16 protein-coding genes are annotated in these 19,239 nt (G+C 47.7%); 3 read left to right on the top strand and 13 right to left on the bottom strand.

Features of this window, described 5'->3' with window-relative positions; all coding sequences use genetic code 11:
• Positions 1-245 precede the first annotated feature (245 nt).
• The 3 genes from ACHZCY_RS07455 (at position 246) to phnX (ending at position 3,423) form a co-directional block, all read left to right on the top strand.
• Positions 246-920 carry a spermidine synthase gene (locus ACHZCY_RS07455; protein WP_319548408.1) on the top strand — a complete coding sequence of 225 codons (675 nt, stop codon included), beginning with the start codon at positions 246-248 and terminating at the stop codon, positions 918-920.
• Positions 921-993: 73 nt separating this feature from the next.
• Entirely contained in the window at positions 994-2,571 is a 1,578-nt protein-coding gene (locus ACHZCY_RS07450) for an NAD(P)/FAD-dependent oxidoreductase (protein ID WP_319548407.1), read from the top strand.
• 21 nt (positions 2,572-2,592) lie between these two features.
• Positions 2,593-3,423 carry a phosphonoacetaldehyde hydrolase gene (gene phnX, locus ACHZCY_RS07445; RefSeq protein ID WP_319548406.1) on the top strand — a complete coding sequence of 277 codons (831 nt, stop codon included), beginning with the start codon at positions 2,593-2,595 and terminating at the stop codon, positions 3,421-3,423.
• A gap of 132 nt (positions 3,424-3,555) precedes the next feature.
• Here phnX and ACHZCY_RS07440 read toward each other — a convergent pair whose 3' ends face one another.
• From ACHZCY_RS07440 to ACHZCY_RS07380, 13 genes are all read right to left on the bottom strand, one after another.
• The gene (locus ACHZCY_RS07440) at positions 3,556-4,596 is read right to left on the bottom strand and encodes an ABC transporter ATP-binding protein (protein ID WP_319548405.1); all 1,041 of its coding nucleotides are present in this window, start codon (positions 4,594-4,596) and stop codon (positions 3,556-3,558) included.
• Complete coding sequence (locus ACHZCY_RS07435; protein ID WP_319548404.1) at positions 4,596-5,387, bottom strand: ABC transporter permease; 792 nt, start codon at positions 5,385-5,387, stop codon at positions 4,596-4,598. The genes ACHZCY_RS07440 and ACHZCY_RS07435 overlap by 1 nt, the downstream gene beginning before the upstream one ends.
• Positions 5,384-6,295 (bottom strand): ABC transporter permease, encoded by a 912-nt coding sequence (locus tag ACHZCY_RS07430; RefSeq protein WP_319548403.1) that lies wholly within the window; start codon positions 6,293-6,295, stop codon positions 5,384-5,386. The genes ACHZCY_RS07435 and ACHZCY_RS07430 overlap by 4 nt, the downstream gene beginning before the upstream one ends.
• Complete coding sequence (locus tag ACHZCY_RS07425; protein WP_319548402.1) at positions 6,295-7,524, bottom strand: ABC transporter substrate-binding protein; 1,230 nt, start codon at positions 7,522-7,524, stop codon at positions 6,295-6,297. The genes ACHZCY_RS07430 and ACHZCY_RS07425 overlap by 1 nt, the downstream gene beginning before the upstream one ends.
• A gap of 165 nt (positions 7,525-7,689) precedes the next feature.
• Positions 7,690-7,932, bottom strand: coding sequence for a hypothetical protein (locus ACHZCY_RS07420; RefSeq protein WP_319548401.1), 243 nt, complete (start codon positions 7,930-7,932; stop codon positions 7,690-7,692).
• Between the two features lie 122 nt (positions 7,933-8,054).
• On the bottom strand, positions 8,055-8,486 hold the full coding sequence (locus ACHZCY_RS07415; protein ID WP_319548400.1) for a YkgJ family cysteine cluster protein: 432 nt from the start codon (positions 8,484-8,486) through the stop codon (positions 8,055-8,057).
• A 10-nt stretch (positions 8,487-8,496) separates the two neighbouring features.
• Entirely contained in the window at positions 8,497-9,522 is a 1,026-nt protein-coding gene (locus ACHZCY_RS07410; protein ID WP_319548399.1) for a histone deacetylase family protein, read from the bottom strand.
• On the bottom strand, positions 9,515-10,078 hold the full coding sequence (locus ACHZCY_RS07405) for a GNAT family N-acetyltransferase (RefSeq protein ID WP_319548398.1): 564 nt from the start codon (positions 10,076-10,078) through the stop codon (positions 9,515-9,517). Before ACHZCY_RS07405 ends, ACHZCY_RS07410 begins: the two co-directional genes overlap by 8 nt.
• A 51-nt stretch (positions 10,079-10,129) precedes the next feature.
• Positions 10,130-13,210, bottom strand: coding sequence for a PAS domain-containing protein (locus ACHZCY_RS07400; RefSeq protein ID WP_319548397.1), 3,081 nt, complete (start codon positions 13,208-13,210; stop codon positions 10,130-10,132).
• Between the two features lie 6 nt (positions 13,211-13,216).
• Positions 13,217-14,749, bottom strand: a complete 1,533-nt coding sequence (locus ACHZCY_RS07395; RefSeq protein ID WP_319548396.1) for a chemotaxis protein CheW — start codon at positions 14,747-14,749, stop codon at positions 13,217-13,219.
• An 11-nt stretch (positions 14,750-14,760) separates the two neighbouring features.
• The gene (locus tag ACHZCY_RS07390; RefSeq protein ID WP_319548395.1) at positions 14,761-15,213 is read right to left on the bottom strand and encodes a hypothetical protein; all 453 of its coding nucleotides are present in this window, start codon (positions 15,211-15,213) and stop codon (positions 14,761-14,763) included.
• Positions 15,214-15,810: 597 nt separating this feature from the next.
• Positions 15,811-17,196 (bottom strand): sigma-54-dependent transcriptional regulator, encoded by a 1,386-nt coding sequence (locus ACHZCY_RS07385; RefSeq protein WP_319548394.1) that lies wholly within the window; start codon positions 17,194-17,196, stop codon positions 15,811-15,813.
• Positions 17,189-19,141: a hybrid sensor histidine kinase/response regulator gene (locus ACHZCY_RS07380; protein ID WP_319548393.1), complete on the bottom strand. Its 1,953-nt coding sequence runs from the start codon at positions 19,139-19,141 to the stop codon at positions 17,189-17,191. The genes ACHZCY_RS07385 and ACHZCY_RS07380 overlap by 8 nt, the downstream gene beginning before the upstream one ends.
• Positions 19,142-19,239 lie beyond the last annotated feature (98 nt).

Raw genomic sequence — 19,239 nt, 5'->3', positions numbered from 1 at the left:
AACAGTGGGATCTTATAATGACATGAAAAGGTGGAGTTATATTCGAAAGTGTGTTTGAGAGAGCGATGAAAAAATAAATGGCGTATCCTGAAAGATGAGTGGATTCGAAACTAATCCTGGCAGAGAATGGATGTGTTTTGCGTATTGCTTTCGTAGTATAAGGATAAATCGAATATGAGAGACAAGAGCATGCAAGAGAGAAACAGGAGAAACACGCGGGCCACCCATGGGTTGGAGTGTAGAGAGTGATTCCCTGGGAAGAAATCGATCGGGCGGACGTTCCGGGAGGTGAGGGAGAAGTTATTCTGCGCAAGCGTGGCACAGAATTTTCGATCCGCACCGATACCACCGAACTTATGAACAGTCGCCTCCATGGGGCTGAAGATGCATTGGCTGAACTGACGTGTAACCGCATTGCGCGAAAAAAACAGCACCGTATTCTGATCGGTGGCCTTGGCATGGGGTATACTTTGGCAGCGGCGCTCCAGTATTCAGAGGCTGATTCTCTTGTTACCGTAGTGGAATTGATTCCGGCTGTGGTCAGGTGGAACCGGGAACATTTGGGGCACTTGGCCGGAAACCCCTTGGATGATGGTCGAGTCTCAGTTTTGGAAGAAGATGTGGCGGCAATTATCAGCAGCAAAAAATCCACCTGGGACGCCATACTGCTTGATGTTGATAACGGTCCTGATGGACTTACCCGGCAGGCCAATGATCGAATCTATGGTATGGGTGGTTTGCAGAAAGCATTCAGAGCCCTTCGTCCAGGCGGGATTTTATCCATATGGTCTTCTGGGGCAGACGAACGCTTCACCCGTCGCCTTAACCAGTGTCAATTCCAGACAGAAAATGTCGCAGTGCGGGCTCGGAAGTCAGGGAAAGGCAGCAGGCATACAATCTGGCTTGCGGCCAAATGCTGAGCAAGCATTGAAGGGAAGAGAGACGGCGCAAATTTCAGCTTTTGCAGTGAAGAACGAATACAGGGAGTAATTTTTGGATCTCATAGTCAATAATATTTTTATTCCCATTGAAATAGATGCAATGGGCGAATATCTCAAAGCTGCATCCAAAGAGTTGCAAATCGATCCAGGTCGTCTCACGGTTGTCAAAATTTTGAGTAAATCGCTCGAAATTAAGAATACAGAACAGTTTTATTATAAGATTACGCTGGTTGTGAGTGTCCCTGCAGACTTTGCAAACAAACAAAAATTTCCTGAGTACACGAAAGGCGTAGAAGCAGAGAGAAAAACACCCATCCTTAAGGATAGACCTCTTATCGTTGGTTTTGGGCCTGCCGGGATGTTTGCCGCTCTTGAATTTATTGCACATGGGATTCAACCAATAATATTTGAGCGGGGAAAAAAAATAGAAGAACGCTCCGTTGACGTGCAAAGGTTTATCAGGGAAAGAGAGATCAACACCGAGTCAAACATTCAGTTTGGGGAAGGCGGTGCCGGCTCATATTCGGACGGAAAGCTCTTTTCCCGGAGAAATAATAATACGAGTTATATCAACAGGGTACTGCGAACCTTTGTCAAGTTTGGTGCACCAGAGGAGATTGAGTATATCAGTAAACCCCATTTGGGCACTGATGTGTTGTGTAAGATCGTGCGAAATGTCAGGCGCTATATCCAGGATAGAGGCGGTGAGATACACTATAGCGCAAAAATGACGGACCTCCTTATCTCGGAAGGTGTGGCAACCGGGGTACGGATAAATGATACGAAAGACTATCTTTCTTCAACCATCTATATCGCTCTTGGACATTCAGCGCGCGATACATACAAGATGCTGCATGCGCGTAACGTTGCTCTTGAGCAGAAACCTATTTCTGTCGGGGTGCGGATAGAGCATCCTGTTGAAACAATCAATCTCATGCGATACGGGAATAAATACAAGGACAATAAAAAAATAGGGGCAGCCACCTATTCTCTAAACTATACCAATCGAACAATCCGTAGAGGGGTATATACCTTCTGCATGTGCCCTGGAGGTGAGGTCGTCAATGCCTCATCCAGTAGTGGCATGATAGTCGTCAACGGGATGAGTTATTCACAGCGGTCATCACCATTTTCCAATGCGGCGTTGGTGGTCAGTTGTCATACCGACGATTACCCTTCAAGCAATCCTTTGGCAGGTTTGGAGTTTCAACAGGAAATTGAGCAAAACGCTTTTAGAGCAGGTGGTGGGATGTGGAAATCACCGGCGCAGAATTTGATGGATTTTTTAGGCGAGTCCCGTTCTGCCGGTTTACAGGAAACTTCCTTTAAAATGGGAGTTGTGGCTGCTAATATGCGAGAAATTGTTCCGGTATTCGTGGCCGACCAATTGGTGGCAGCATTCACGAAATGGAAACAAGAGGTTCCCTTGTTTGTATCCGATCAGGCCATATTAATTGGTGCGGAAACCCGCACTTCCTCTCCTGTTCGCATTACGCGCAACAAAAAGTATGAATCGGAAAATGTAAAAAACCTCTACCCGATCGGTGAAGGGGCAGGCTATACGGGGGGTATTACCAGTTCGGCAGCTGATGCTATCAAGGCTGTTGAAAAGTATGTGGCAAGCCTCTGAGAATCAACAACAGGAGAAGAGATGGAGTTTCAGTATACGCGTTCGTATATCGGTAACGTTAAGCTGGTCGTTTTTGACTGGGCGGGAACCGTGGTGGATTACGGCTGTCAGGCCCCGATTCGTGCCTTTGTCCAAGGATTTAAGGATATGGGTGTTGCCGTGAGCATGGAATCCGCCCGGGGGCCCATGGGGATGGAGAAGTGGGCCCATATAAAGGCGGTTACCGAACTTGATGAGGTAAAACAAGCGTGGCGCAACGTGCATAAAAGAGAGGTAACTGATGCGGATATTGATGCCATGTTCGAAAATTTTTCCAAACTGCTGCTCGATTCCATTGCTGCAAAGAGCAGGTTGCTGCCTGGTGTAGTCAACTCCATCGAGGCATTGCGCACTGAAGGCATCAAGATAGCCGGCTCGACCGGTTATTTTACTGAGGCTGCCGATATAGTTGCGGAATGCGCGGCAAAGGAGGGCTACTGTCCCGATTTCACTACCTGTGCTTCCAATGTACCGGCGGGCCGTCCAGCTCCCTGGATGATTTACCAGGCCATGCAGGAACTTGGCGTCTATCCGGTTGAAGCTGTGGTTAATGTAGGGGACACTCCGGTTGATATGGAAACAGCGCTCAATGCCGGGGTTTGGTCCGTTGGTGTAGCCGCTACCGGCAACCAGATGGGACTCACCGAAGAGGAGATTGAGGCCCTTGATCCGAAGGAGTATGCAATGCGTCTGGCTAAGGCCCGTGAAAGCCTCTTTAAGGCGGGAGCCCATTTTGTCATAAACACCATGGAAGAATTGCCCGAGGTTATCGATATGATCAACGAATACCTTGTCCAAGGCTCCAAACCCTAACCCGAAATTCTCATTTGAAGAGAAATCCGAGCTGATTTCACCAAAAGTCATTGCAGCCGGCATGATTTTCTACAGTCGGTTGGCAATAAATATAGGTAACTAACGGATGCGTCGTTTATCCGGAATTATCGCTTACCTCGGAGGGCGTTGCGCTTGTACAATAATATGCACTGCCGAGGACGGAATGGAAAGGTATACCTGCTCACCTCTGCTGTATTGATTGCTGCTGGAGAAAACCGTGAGCTCACAGGATGATGTCTCAATTGCCAGCCGGGTGTAGACTCCCTCAAAACTGATCGATGTGACTGTGCCCTTTACGGCATCAGGACAACCGTCCGGAGCAAGGTTGATTTGTTCCGGGCGGATGACGGCCGTACACTGGTCGTGGTTTGCAGAAATGACCGGAACGTGTATCTCGCCGGATGAAAATATATTGTCTTGGATTGTTCCTTTCAGCAGGTTGGGGCAGCCGAAAAAGGAAGCGACCTCGGTATCCTGTGGCTGATAAAACAGCTCATGGGGCGTGCCGAGCTGGCGGAGCCTTCCCTGAAGTAAGAGTGCTATCCTATCACTGAGCATGAGCGCTTCACTCTGGTCATGGGTAACAAACAAGGTGGTAATTCCGGTTTGTTGGCGGATGTGTTGGATTAACTCTCGCATCTGGTGGCGAAGATCGGCATCCAGGTTTGAAAGAGGCTCGTCCAGAAGCAGGATCGACGGCCGCAGGACCAACCCCCTGGCAAGAGCAACACGCTGCTGCTGCCCTCCGGAAAGTTGATGCACTTTTCGCCGTTCCAGACCTTTTAGTCCTGTAAGCTCTACCATCTCTGCAATCTGCATTGCACTCTGTTTGCTGCGTATGCCCTGCATGCGAAGGCCAAATCCTATGTTGTCGTGCACATTGAGAAAAGGAAACAGGAGTGGTTTTTGAAAAACCAGCACCACATCCCTTTTTTCAGCTGCAATCCTGTTTACCTCCAGGCCGTTGATCAGGATGTGGCCTCCGAGGGGCGGAAGGAGACCGGCAATTGTTTTTAAAATAGTGGTTTTGCCTTCGCCGCTGGGACCAAGAATGGCAACCATCTCTCCTTCTTGTACCGCCAGGGACAGTTCTTTGATAACCGGCCGGCCTCTATATCCTGCTGATATGTTATCAAGGATAAGTTGTTCCATCAACGAACTCCCGTCATCCCCTGTCTACCCAAAAAGTGAGCATTGACCAAGAGGGCGAACAGAGCCGGAAGGACAAAGACCAGGCTCACCGCAGCCGCAACAGGGCGGTCCCCGCTATCCATGAGCGCAAAGAGGAGGATGGGCAGGGTCAACAAACGACCGCCACCAATGATCAGCGTGGAAAGGTACTGCGACCAGCTAAGGAGAAAGGAAAACAGGGCGGCAATACATATTCCAGGCAAAATCATGGGCAGGGTAATGTTGACCAGAACCTGTATCGGGGAGGCTCCCAGTGAGCGCGCTTGATGCTCAAAGTCTGGATCATAATCAGTGAATACGCCCCAGAGGACAAAAATCGTATAAGGCAGACAAAAGGTCAGGTGCGCCATTACCACCCCGGCAAAGGTCTCGGCCAGGCCGAGTCGGATGAACCAGAGATGGTAGCCCATGGACACACAAAGGGGGGGAATAATGATCGGCAGCAGCAGAAATAAACCGATCGCTTTTTTGCCGGGAAAGCAGTAGAGGCCCAGGGCTCTTGCTGCAGGGAGTGCGACTGTCAAAGAACAGCAGGTGGTGACCAGAGCCAGCGAAGTGCTTTGCACTAATCCTTCAGTTATCTGTTGTCCTGCGGTTGAAAGTATATACTGCCAGCTTCGGAGCCCAAACTGTTGAGGCAGCAGTGCCGGATAAAACCATTGGTTGCTTACCGACCACAGCAAAAGCGGCAGGAACGGGAGCAGGACTGCCGCTATAATACTCAGTCCGAGGAGAAAGGAACGTATATTCACCCTGGATACTCTCTCTGTCTGCGCGCAATTTGCATCAACCCCTGGGAAAGCAGGAGCGAACAGATAACAATCGCGGCAATGATCAGGCCGATGGCAATGCCTTCCGGGCGGGCCATCAGGTCAATATCCGCGTAGTTTTTATACGCCCAGACCGGCAAAACCATTGGATAGGTTCTGCCCAGCAGGTAAGGCACTTCAAAGGCGCCAAAGGTAAAGGCAAACACAATGAATCCGGCCGCTCCAAGGCTTGGAGCGATCAACGGCAGGGTGATGTGGTAAAATCGCTGCCATGCATTTGCTCTGAGTGTGCGGCCCGCATCATCCAGTTCAGGACCGCTGTTTTTTAAGACCGCCAGGATCATGAAGGTAATAAAGGGAATTTCCTTCCAGATATAGGTCAACAAAATGCCAATCGCATAGGTATCGTTTATGAGCAGGGGAAAGGAGGCTGCTCCTGCAGTCATACCCAAAAAAGAGCATAGGCGGGAGAGGATACCGGTTGGCGCGAGGAGAAAAAGAAGTGATATGGCAATCACCAGGTGAGGAACGGTGAGCGGAATCTGAAGAAAGAAATGCAGGACCCGGTTTGCAGCTGCACAACGAACCAGTGATATGGCCAGAGCAACACTGGCAAGCACTGCAACCAGGGTGGAAACGGTTGCAATGTACATGGTCATGGCAAAACTTGTGGCAAAGTCGGGATCAGTCAGCACCGCGATGAAATGGGCAAAGGTGAAACTGCTTTTTTCTGTGAACGGCTGACTGCCAAGAGCCTGCAGGCTGCCGAGCAGTAACCCGCCGCCAAAGAGCAGCAGAATGATCAGGAGCGCCGGAGCAAGCAGGAGCAGTAAATGCGCTGTTTCAATGGTGCGGGTTCGTGCTGCATCTTCAGTAACAGGGGCAAACATCAGCGCCCTTTGAGAACATGCTGCTCCCAGCCCTTTTCAAGCTGGATAAGGATCTCGCTCGGCGGTTCCGGCAGCTGATGTGCTTGTAGTTCCTGGTTGGAAAGTGTTGCCGGGCCACGCGGCAGGTCAATAAACTGCTGCTGCTGTTGCCTGGGCAGGCGGGTAATGTCCAGGGCTGGGAAATCGCCCCATACATCTGGTTTAGCCTTTTCCATCTGTGCCTCGGCAGAGAGCAGAAAATTTGCCGTAACCATTGCTGCAGCTGTATCTGCTGCATTGTATGGAATGGCGACAAAATGGGTATTGGCAATGGTTCCCTGGTCAAACACAAAAGACCTGACTGTTGGTGGGAAAAGACCGTCCTGGATATTGCGTGACGCCTCTGCCTGGTGGTAGGAGAAGGAAAAATCAATTTCTCCATCGGCAAAAAGGGTGTTCATTCTGACTGGTGATTCGGGGTAGGTCGTCCCCTGCCGCCATAACGCCGGTTTCAGTTCGGTGAGCAGGCGATAGGTGGCACTGGCTGCCTTTTCAAATTGTTTTTGGGTGTATTCGCCTTGCCAGAGATTAACGTCCTCGGAATAGTGATAAAAAACGTGGCGTACAAAAACCGAGCCGGTAAAATCCGGGGGCGCTGGATAGGCGAATTTCCCTGGATGCTTCCGTATCCAGTCGATCAGCTGCGCCATGGACCTCGGAGGTTCAGGGGTTCTGGCGGTATCATAGATCATTACCATCTGTGCGCTGCCCCAGGGAGATTCCATCCCTTCTACCGGAGTACCGAAATCATTATAAACAGACGGCTTGCTCCAGTCTACAAAACGCTGATTGGGCAGTTTGTCGGCAAAGGGACCAAAGAGCAGATCGTGACGTTTGCAAGTGCGAAAGTTTTCTCCGTTGATCCACATCAAGTCTACATTGCCACCTGATGTTTTGCCGGCCTGTTTTTCAATCACCAGTTTACTGACCACCTCGGCAATGTCTTTGACTGGTACCTGGCGCAGGGTGATATTATATTTTTCCTTTAACCGGGCAGCAACATAGGTATTCACATAGGTGTTTACTGCAGGGAAACCGCCCCACATATACCAGTCAACGGTTTGTCCGTCCGCTGCCTGGACAATTTCATCCCAAGATGCCTTGTGCAGGTCAATTGCCTGAGTTTTGTCCACCTGGCAGGTGAGAGAAATAACTAACAGTAACAAAACGAGCTGCAATGTTTTTTTCATATGCTTTCCATTCGTATGCAGGCTTGATTTAATTGATAAGGTTCGCGAGTAGTATTTTTCTGCACAAAGGTGTTGAGGCAAAAATATACTCGAACCGGCATCTCATAAAAATAAATAAATCAAGAGGCTGTCCCTTTTTTCGTGGGAAGCTTGAGGGAGAAGGCTTTAAAAGAGGATATGGCTAGTTAGAATTCGGGATGCGTCAAGAGGGATGATTTCCGGCTCTATACGTTGCAAATCATCCATGTTCCAGTGACCGTCTTGGGCAAGTAACTGGTAGGCTTCCTCTTTAGACGTGGCCATAACTGCCACCTCCGCTGAAGTATACCTGTCATTGTAAATTTGTGGTTCATCGATCATGGACCAGCTGGAGAATTGGTTGCTGTGGCGCCAGAGATAAATGTGCATAGATTCTGTCCAAGCTCTGAGGTGGATAGTGGAGAAGTAATCACAAACGCCAATATACCAATTTTGTAGAATTTAGCACATTGCAAATACAGCAGCAGGCTGAGTCAAGCCTGCAGATGATGCTACTTATCAAGCGGCAGGCCGTATGTTGTTTGACCCAGGAGGTGGATGGAGTCTTTACCGAATAATGAAAGGAAACTGTCGTCTGCCATGTTGCATTTAAAACCGCGACAGGCTCTTGGCCGATAATGATAGATAGTGCAATAGTATTTATTGTTTCTTTTTTGGAGAAACGTGCAGCCTTTATCATCTGGATGAATCATAAAGACTTTTCCCCGTTGCATAGCGTCTTTTTGGGCTTGTTCCAGTCCTTTTTTCAAGATTTCAGTAATGCTGATGTCGTAACCGACATGACCTCCCAGTTTTTTAATATGTTCCACTTCATCTGGTTGGAGGGTGATTTTTCGGTACTGCTTACAGCAGGTTCCACACTGATGGCATTCATGGAAAATTGTGTTGAGCCGGTTGGCGTCGAGTGGGACATGTTTTGTCATTTGTCTGCCTCTATAAGGTCCAGAATGCATGGAGAGGATGGTTTGTGAAAAGAGCATCAGCTCGTTCGGAATGGAGGATGCCAACTCTGGATCCATGGGGCTGCAGCAGGCTGTCGATAGTAGCAAGAACCGATTTTTCCAGTGAGACCGGGTTGTATCCGCCTTCAAGAATAAACAGCAGTCGATCGTCGCAGATATCCCGGGCGCACTGTCTGAGCAGGGTGGTGATGGTGTGAAAACTATGGGTGGAGAGGAAGGTTGAGCTGATTGAGTCTTCCCGGTGGCCGTCGTATCCTGCAGAAACAAGAATGATCTCAGGCAAGTACTGCTCTGCAACGCTTTGCAGGAGTTTGCCCAGAAGGAAGGTGTACTCCTGGTCACCGAAATGGCTGTGCACAGGGATGTTGATATTATAGCCGAGCCCCTCTGCATTGCCTATTTCGGCAATATCACCCGAGAAAGGGAAAATATTATTTTGGTGGATGGAGATGAACAAAACCTTGTCCGAGTCGTAGAAGGCTTCCTGGGTCCCATTGCCGTGATGAACGTCGAAATCGATGACCAGAATTCTATCGAGCTGGAAGTGATCCTGGAGATACTGTGCGGTAATGGCAATATTGTTGAGGATACAAAATCCCATGCCTCTGCCCGGTTCTGCATGATGGCCTGGAGGGCGAATAAGGGCAAATCCCTGTTCGAGGCTGCCGCCCATAATCTGATCAGCAAGTTCCAGGCAACCGCCGGCCGCAAGCTGGGCTGTTGCAAGGGAAAGCTCCATGAGGTACGTGTCTTTGTCGTAGGAGAACGGATCGCCCTTGATGGCATGTTCGCGAATCTGATTAAGGTAAAAATTTGAGTGAATCTGCTCAATATCTTCCAGTCGTGCTTCACGCGGCTGCACCGTCTCCAGCCTGTTGTTAAATTGCTGCTTGACTGCTCCAAAAAGGCTGCGCAGTCTGTCAGGGTTTTCCCTCGTCGGTTGCGTGATGCGATGATCCAGATAGCGTGTGTCAAATACAATGCCAGGCTTATTCATAGTGGTAATGAAAAACGGGATATTCTTGGAAGCGGTTCTCCCCCAGCCGGTAAAGGTGTCCAAAGCGGGGTACCTGGTGGTCCTCGTAGGAAAGGGATTCAATCAGTTCAAAACCTAACTTGGTCAGGCAACGTTGTTGCGCCATGTTATTGACGTCAGTATACATCTCTATTTCTTTGACTTTTGCCCGTTCAAACAGATTTATGATCAGGTATTTTTGTGCTTCCGTGCCAAAGCCTTTGCCGCGTTGCTGTGGTTCGGCAATCTTAAGCTGGGCAACAGCGCATTCCTCTCGCTCCGGACGGAGCCAGTAATGGATTGTACCGATGGGGTCCCCGTTACGCGGTTCAATCATGAAAAATTTATTTTTTTCGGTCCAAAAAGTACCGGATTGCAACCTCTCCATGCATGTTTGTTCCGTCATCTTTTCCGGGGTGAGATAGTTGCCGTGCGCCTCTTCCGCATTACTCCACGCTACAACCTGTGACAGGTCTTCCATACAAATTTTACGAATTTTCAAACGTGGTGTAAATATGGCTTCGCTAAAAAGTGTCATGGTTTCTCATGCCTGACCGGCCTTTGCAGACCGGTCAGGAAAAGGAAAGATTTACAGGTTGTTGACAGCTTTCTGCAATTCTTTATTGGAGGCTGTCAGTTGGGTCAGTGCTGCCACCGTGTCGGTAAGGGATTGATTGACCACAGCAGTTGATTCCTGGTTTTTCTTGGATGAGTTGGCAACGGTCTCGATTTTTTCCATGACCTTACTGCCGCTGTCACTTAATGCTTCAGCCGTTCCACTGACTTTATCAACCGAGTCGGAAATGGTGACAATGCCTTTGGAGATGGTTTCCATGGACTCAAGGGCCGTATTTATCACCCGGCCGCCTTCACCAAGCATGTTCATCCCTTCCTGCATGGCATTGATGGTGTGGTTTGAATCTTTTTCAACATTCTTCACGATATTGGAGATGTCAATTGCCGATTTTGAGCTGTTTTCAGCGAGCTTGCGCACCTCATCGGCAACAACGGCAAAACCGCGGCCTGCGTCTCCGGCGCGTGCAGCTTCAATGGCGGCATTAAAAGCAAGCAGGTTGGTCTGGGAGGCAATTTCTTTAATAATATCAACGAAGCTGGAGATTTTCTCCAGCTGGTTGACCAGGCCGTTGACCATTTCATTGTTTTTTTGCATGGTGTCGTTGATGTCAGCCAATTTTTGGCCTGCGTCGCGGCCTGCTATCTTTCCACTCTCAGCCTCTTTTGCCAGTTCTATTGCCAGTTGGTTTGACTGTGCAGATATGCTCAGCATTTCTTTGGAACTTTCAAGCATATCGCGGACAGTGACCATTGAGTCGTCAAGCTGCTGCACCGCCTGATCAATGGAATCATTCATGCCGTCAACCTGGGTATTGGCCTGATCCATTTGCAGCTTGGAGGCATTGACCAGGCTGTCAACTTCACCCACTGCACTGGCAATCAGTCGTTCTATCTCCTTTTCTGCCGTTACATCGTTGATGTATTCTAGTGCGCCCTTGATATTACCTTTTGCATCCTTGATTGGGGACCCCGTATATTTGATAGGCATTTCCACTCCTTGTGGATTCGCAACGGTCTGGTCGTAAACTACGGAGTCTGTCTTCATGGCGCGGGTACAGGCACATTGCTCGGTATTACAGTGTTTGGTTCGGAAAAGATCGTAACATTTTTTGCCGATAGCCTGGTCCGGTGTCAAGCCTGCTGCCTGGGCACCGCTTGGATTGATAAAGGTGATATTAAAATCTGTATCAATCGAAAGAATGGGAGTGGGAATGGTATTGAGGTTTTCAATTTTTTCGTCGGCAGCCTGTTTTTGTTTAGCCTCTTCGGTCTGATCGAGAATGTATTCGAGTGCGCCCTTGATGTTACCTTTTGCGTCTTTTATCGGTGATCCTGTGTACTTGATGGGGATGATGACCCCTTCCGCCGGTCTGGCAATGGTCTGCTCGGTAACCACGGCATCATTTTTCATGGCCTGTTTGCAGGCACATTTATCGGTTTTACAGTGAGGCGTTTTAAAGAGGTCGTAGCATTTTTTCCCTACCAGTTCATCAGGGGTGGAGCCGACTACAGCTGCTCCGGCCGGGTTCATGAAGGTGACATTGTAGTCTGTGTCAATCGACATGATGGGAGTGGGAATGGTATTGAGGTTTTCAATTTTTTCGTCGGCAGCCTGTTTTTGTTTAGCCTCTTCGGTCTGATCGAGAATGTATTCGAGTGCGCCTCTGATGTTACCTTTTGCGTCTTTTATCGGTGATCCTGTGTACTTGATGGGGATGATGACCCCTTCCGCCGGTCTGGCAATGGTCTGCTCGGTAATCACAGCATCATTTTTCATGGCCTGCTTACAGGCACATTTATCGGTTTTACAGTGAGGTGTTTTAAAGAGGTCGTAGCATTTTTTTCCTACCAGTTCATCAGGGGTGGAGCCGACCACAGCTGCTCCGGCCGGGTTCATGAAGGTGACATTGTAGTCTGTGTCAATCGACATGATGGGAGTGGGAATGGTATTGAGGTTTTCAATTTTTTCGTCGGCAGCCTGTTTTTGTTTAGCCTCTTCGGTCTGATCGAGAATGTATTCGAGTGCGCCCTTGATGTTACCTTTTGCGTCTTTAATCGGTGATCCTGTGTACTTGATGGGGATGATGACCCCTTCCGCTGGTCTAGCAATGGTCTGCTCGGTAACCACGGCGTCATTTTTCATGGCCTGAGTACAGGCACATTTGTCTGTTTTGCAGTGAGGTGTTTTAAAGAGGTCGTAGCATTTTTTTCCTACCAGTTCATCGGGCGTAGAGCCGACCACTGCTGCGCCGGCCGGGTTGATGAAGGTGATATTGTAGTCGATGTCAATCGACATGATGGGAGTGGGGATGGTATTGAGGTTCTCAATTTTCTCGTCAGCAGCCTGTTTCTGTTTTGTCTCTTCGGTCTGATCGAGTACGTATTCAATTGCGCCCTTGATGTTTCCTTTGGCGTCTTTAATCGGTGCCCCTGTATATTTTATGGGGACAATAACCCCATCTTTTGGCCTGGCAATGGTATGTTCGGTGATCACAGAGTCGGTTTTCATGGCTCTTGCGCAGGCACATTTGTCGGTTTTGCAATGGGGTGTTTTAAAGAGATCGTAGCATTTTTTACCCACTACTTCGTCCGGAGTTGAGCCAACTACTGCGGCACCTGCCGGGTTCATGAACGTGATCGAGAAATTTTTATCAATCTCAATGATCGGGGTAGGGATAATGTTGAGGTCTGTTAGGACCTGGCGAAGATCTGCCTGGGTATTCTTTAGTTCGGTAATATCGGTCATGGAAACAAAGGTACCGCTTCCCTTACCATTGACCGGACGGGCAGAGGATGTAAATTGGCGAATCTGATCTTCAGCAGTTTTATAGATGACTTCCGCAGATGCAGGTTTGCCGATCCTGGTTGATTTCTCCACAGGGCAGTCTTTTGTGCCGCAAAGCTGGGTCACGCAGGCCTCCTCACAAGACATCTTATCGATGACATCAGCCCGCTGCAGATTGAAGTTGTCAAGAAAAACATCATTGGCCCAGGTAATGATACGTTCATCGTTGACAATAAATCCGGGGTTCATCATGAGGTTCAGACTCGAAGTGTTGATGGCTGGTGCTGTGGTCTCTTTTTTGGTTTCCATTGGTGCTTACCCCTTTGCTTGTTCAGTTATTGTGTCGTCGGCATGTTGATCAGCATGCAGGTCTGCTGCCTGTCGACTCGTTGTTTCAAGTTGGAGATGATTACGGATTAGGCTGTGTATGTTCAGTACCAGGACATGTTCATTTATCTCTTGATCGTTGAGGAACTCAATTAGTCTGTCCAGCGTGTCTTTTTTGCTTCGCAGCTGGTTGCCCAGAGAGGGCGTGGCATAGAACTGCTCTTGTTTATAAATCGTCACTATTTTGTCTACTTCCAGAGCAACTGTTTGCCCGTGAGCACTGCAGATAATCAATTTGTTTGTTTCAGATTTTTTCTTCGTATCAAATTGATAAAAATTTCTGAGGTTTATGATAGGGACAACTTCACCACGTAGATTTATGACCTCTGTACTGCAGCCGGAGGCTCCCGGCACTCTCATTACATGGTCGTTTTCTATTATTTCGTTTACGTCTTTTATCTCGATGGCAAAGTTTTTACCGATGGAGAAGATCAGGTAGCAGTTTTCAGTAATAAGGTGGTGAGTAACAGTGTGAGCACCTGTATCGCTATCCTCATGTTCCTGTTCTTTATGATTGCCGATGTTGGCCATGGATTTAATAGCTTCAACATGGTTGCAGAGGAGATTATGTACATCCAGCAAAATGGTATTCTCACCATCGAGCCGGGAAAGCATCCCTTTCACATTGTCATTATCGCTATAGGGGAAGGGAAGGATCGAGTCATCAGCCACAGTGGTTATTTCTTTAATATGGTCTACGATCATACCGACAGAACAGTTTTTTGCAGAAAGAATCAGGATACGGGAGTGTTCGTCGGTGATCAGTTCTGTCGTTTCGCTGTTGGTGAAAAGTGCCTGGGTGTCGATGATGGGAATGGTCCGGCCCCTGAGTTCAATAGCACCGGCGACTATTCCCGTCCTGAAAATTTCATTTATTTCTCTGCAAAAGGTTATTTCTCTCGCTATCTCTACAGATACGCCGTACTCCTGCCCACCTGAACTGAAGACAACATAGCGTGAGTAAGTCCTCTGCTTGGCCGTCGATTCATGGGGAGGTTCTTCATTGGTATAGTCTATGTTTGAGCCGGCAAACAAGTGGTCCAGGTCGAGTAATTCCACCGCTCTTTTGCCTGGTTCAACTTTTATCAGTGCCGAGATTGCCTGGTCATCGGTTCGCAGCGCAGGATTAATAGGGAGTATTTTTTCCGGTTTGACTCGGAAGACCTCCTTGATATCCTCAAAAAGTAGTCCGTATCGGGTGTTAAAATGGGAGACAACAGCTACTTTAGCCTCTTGAGTATAGCTGTCCGGGGTGAAGCCGAGCCGTTTTTTCAGGTTAATCACCGGGATGACATCGTCACGAAGGTGCATAACTCCTTCAAGGAAATCGACGCTGCCGGGCAGTTTCTGGATACCTCCCTGAATGTGGGTTGCCTCGGTTACCTGTTCAGCCCGCAGGGCAATTTCCACCCCTTGGGTTTGGTCGAGCAAAAATGAGGCAAAGAGTTTTTCCTGGGTCATGGATTCACCTTTCAGAAGGTTGAAATGGGGCTTTGTGAGCGGGCTGTTGCTTGAGAGCTGCAAACGGGATGGCGTGGGCCGCACATTTTTTGGACAACGTCTTTCAACACACTTACATCCTGTTGAGAGGTCATAATAAAGCGGGGTGCCAGCAAGTGGTAGCTCCTGCTGTTGTGGTAGGCTTGTTCACCGATGATAAGAATAAGACGGAACTGTTCAACAACCTTTCGTTTTTCCACTAATTTTTCCAGAGCTTCCCGACTTTCAGTGTGGAGAATAAGCAGGTCTCCGCTTTTGAGCGGTGATGTTAGAGAAGGGGTGAAAAGCGAGTCGGTTGGGAACGGATTTATTTCGGAAAGACAGGGAATCTCCCGGAGCGTAAACAGGTATTTTTCCGGACAGTGCCAAAACGAGCACTCCTGGCCGCATGGATATTTTATGAAGGAAGAGAAAAATATATTCATTGCATAGTCTGAGCAGTGGACACGTTGCTGTGCACTTTTAAAAACAATTTGATTTCTTGCTTATAGAGTAGCAGTAACCGTGCCGTTTTGTATTAAGCAATTGTTTATGAAATAATGTATACTTTTCAGACTGTTAGGGAGCTAAGGGGATAGAGGGCGAAAAAAGGAAAACGTAAAAGGTGTTAACAATCGTGTGCTTGTTAACTTTTGTGGACGGAAAGGGGAGAGCTTGGGCTAGCTGATTACTCAGAATTTTCGCTCAGGATTGAGGAGTACGAAAGAGGATACCGCCGACTGGGCTCTATTTTTAATCTGATTACCCATGAAACTCAGCCATTTTTTTTTGGGGGACTCGGGAGACAGATCGGAGTCTTCGCTTACCTAAATTTCTCAGTACTGAGGTAGGGGACTGATCGAAGTCTACGCTATCTTTTTTTCATGGTTTTTTTATGAAAATTAATCTGTCTCCCGGGTTAAAAAGAGAAATAAAATCAGTCTCCTGTCTGTTTCGATGGATAATTGGCTGAGTTTTGTACGTAATCAGAATTTTTAAAGCAGCTATCTTTTTTCGCCCTGCTCCTTGTTAATGGGTGTTGATCAGGAAAATGGCAGTCCGTATTTTTTAATGAGCTGGTACAGCCTTGTTCGCGATAGACCGGAGAGTTTACATGCCCGGCTGACATTGCCTTTGGCTGTGGAGCGTAATTTAGTCATATATTCCTGTTCGCATTGCTCTTTAAAAACACGCCAGGGTAAGAGTTCCTCAGGTTTTGGTTGGGAGAAGGGGGTATTTTCTCTGTCTTGAAAACCTGCCCGGAGTTGTAATATTCTGAATTTCTCTGGAAGGTGAATAGAAAAACAGGTTGGCCCAAGGGAAGGATTGGTAAAGAGTTGTTCAATGGTTTGGTACAGTTCTCGAACATTTCCAGGCCAGTCATAAGCCGTCAAGGTTTCTATCAGGTCGGTGCCGATACCTTTTGATTCGGTATTGTAGCGTTCACAGAGTTGCGAAATAAAATAGGTGACCAATTCTCTAATATCTTCCAAACGTTCTTTGAGAAGAGGAAGGTGGAGGGGGAAAGCTTCAAGCCTGAAAAGCAGGTCACTTCTAAAACTCCCTTCCTTGACCATGTCCTCAAGATTTCTGTTGGTGGCCGCAATCAGCCTGAAATTACTGTGTTGATGACGCGATGAACCTACCGGTCGATATTCATGCTCCTGGAGCAGGCGAAGAAAGGTTTTTTGGATAGAGAGCGGAAGCTCCCCAACCTCATCGAGAAAAAGAGTTCCCTGATGTGCATGTTTAACCAAGCCATCCTGGCCTTTGTCAGCCCCGGTAAATGCACCCTTGACATGCCCAAAAAGTGTACTTTCTATGAGCGTTTCCGGTAGAGCAGCACAGTCGACAATAATAAAATTTTCGTTGCATCTGGCACTGTTTTCGTGGATGGCTTTGGCAAAAAGTTCTTTGCCCGTCCCGCTGGAACCGGTTATCAGGACGCTCACGTCTGATGCTGCTGCTCTGGCCACCTGATCGAGGCAGGTGTTGAGCACTGCACTGCTACCGATGATCTTCTCTCTTTTCAGTGCGACCGGTATTTTTTGTATTTTCTGTTTCTCTTTGCGATACTGGAGAGCTCTGGTCAGATTGAGATCCAGTTCCCTGATAACATGTGGTTTTTCAATATAGCTCCAGGCACCGCTGATTACCGCATGCTCAGCGCCATCTGCTTCTCCCTGGCCGGTTATAATGATGACTTCCGGCTCTGATCGACTATTTCTGAAGCTGGGAATATGCTCAAGACCATTACCGTCAGGCAACTCTACATCCAGGAGCACCACATCAAAGGACTCAACTTGTACAGCGGCAATCCCTGCGGCAAGGGTATGGGTCATGACAGCTGTATGCCCCTTGTTTTCCATCTGTTCCCACAGCATCTTGCACAGCACTTTGTCATCATCGAGGATGAGAATGTTAGCCATTGTCCAGCACCTTTCTGATTGTACGGATCAGATCGTTTTTTTTCAGGGGTTTTTCCATAATTTCGCGGACACCTATCCTTTGAGCCTTTCCATTGTGAATGCCGTCACTGTAGCCGGTTGTCAGGATAACCGGCAGTGATGGGCGAAGAGACAAAATTTCACGAGTCAGTTCCACTCCTGTCATGTCCGGCATGGTTAGATCGGTGATGACCAGATCAAAATTGTCGCTGTTGTTCCGGAAATGTTTGACAGCCTGTATGCTCTCGGTAAAGGCGGTGACTCTGTACCCGGTTCTTTTGAGTAAAAAACTGAGGAAATTAACAAGCATAGGCTCATCATCTACGATAAGTATGTGTTCGTTTTTTACTGGGCCTTGTTTTGTTTTCGGTTCTGCTTTGTTTTCTTTTGTTTGTATTGCTGGGAATAACAAGGTAAAGGTCGTTCCCCGGTCGACCTGGCTGTGTACATTAATGGTGCCGCCATGTTTTTTTATAATGCCGTGTACCACCGACATTCCAAGTCCTGTGCCGTAATGCTTGGGATGGGTCGTGAAAAAAGGATCAAAAATACGTTTGACAGCCTGGCTGTCCATCCCGCAGCCATTGTCGGTAATTTTGAGACAAATGCTTTTTTCGTTGTCCAGTTGTGTTAATTGGACCCTGATAAGGCCATAATTTTTATTGATGGCTTCTTTGGCATTTGCCAGAAGATTCATTATGACCTGATGCATTTCTCCGGGATCGGCCAGGATAGCATTGCAATCATTATCAATGTCCTGCTCAATTTTAATGGTTGCCGGCAGTGAAGCCCGTATCAGCTTGAGAGCTTCTTTGAGTATGTATTGTATCTTGACAGGGGCATAAGGTCCGGTTGACTGCTCTTGTCTGCTGAAAGTCAAAATCTGTTTGATAAGGTCTGCGGCTCGATCGCCTGAGGAGAGGATGTTATCCAGTGCATAGTCTGCTGAAGAATTGTCTCCTATATGGCTTTTAGCAATATGGGCGTATCCGAGCATTGCCGAAAGGATATTGTTGAAATCATGAGCGATGCCGCCCGCAAGGGTTGCGATTGCTTCAAGTTTGATCGCTTGCTGCATCTGTTTTTCGAGGGCTTTCTCCTTGCTCACATCACGCTTGACCGCGACAAATGAGGTTATTTTTCCGTCTGCATCAATGATTGGTGAGATGGTTGACTCGTCAGAGTAGAGTGTATTGTCCTTTCTTTTGTTGATGAATTGCCCTTTCCAGACATTGCCCTGCATGAGTTGGTTCCAGAGCTGTTTGTAGAAGGCAGCATCATGTTTGCCACTCTTCAAAATACGTATATTGCTGCCGACTGCCTCCTGGTTGGAATAGCCGGTTGTCTGTGTAAATGCAGGGTTGGTATATTGAATTGTTCCTTTCGTATCTGTAACAATAATGACCTCGGATGTCTGTTCTATTGCAGTGGTCAGTTTTTTACTTTTTTCCTCTTGTTCCATGGCTGTGGTGATGTCGCGGGCAATGTGCACGATCATGCTCAGTTGGCCATACTCGTCAAGTAAAGGGGAGCCGGAAATGTCGAAGGTTTTGTTGGATTGTGCAAACCGTTTGCAGAATCGATGTTTTGCAGCATTTTCTACTGTTTGTAAAACAGGACAATCTTCGCACGGCTCAGGTTCATTATAAAATGCTTGGTGGCATTTCATGCCGACCAATTCGCCGATTTTATAATTGAATAAATGGTGGGCTGCTTTGTTGGCCCGTATGATGCGCATTTCCTTATCTAAAATGGTGATGATATCATCAATCGCATCAACGGTCTTTTCCCATTCATTTTTCCCTTTTTCAATAATGTGCAGGAACTGTTCTTGAGCGTGGGAGGGATCTGGGGTGGTAGGTTGTTTTGTCGGATTCGGAGTGGAATGTTTGCCTGGAGAAGAGGTGTTTTTGTGATTGCCGCTCATTGTATTGAAAAACGTGGTAAGTTATAAACAGTTTGTTCACATGGTTATGATCCTGTATTTTATAAAATTTCCCAACATTTAAGTGTATCAAAACAAGA

It is taken from the genome of Desulfogranum marinum, from assembly GCF_963675105.2.
Classification (GTDB): Bacteria; Desulfobacterota; Desulfobulbia; order Desulfobulbales; family Desulfobulbaceae; genus Desulfogranum; species Desulfogranum marinum.
This window is presented reverse-complemented; position numbering and strand designations above follow the sequence as displayed.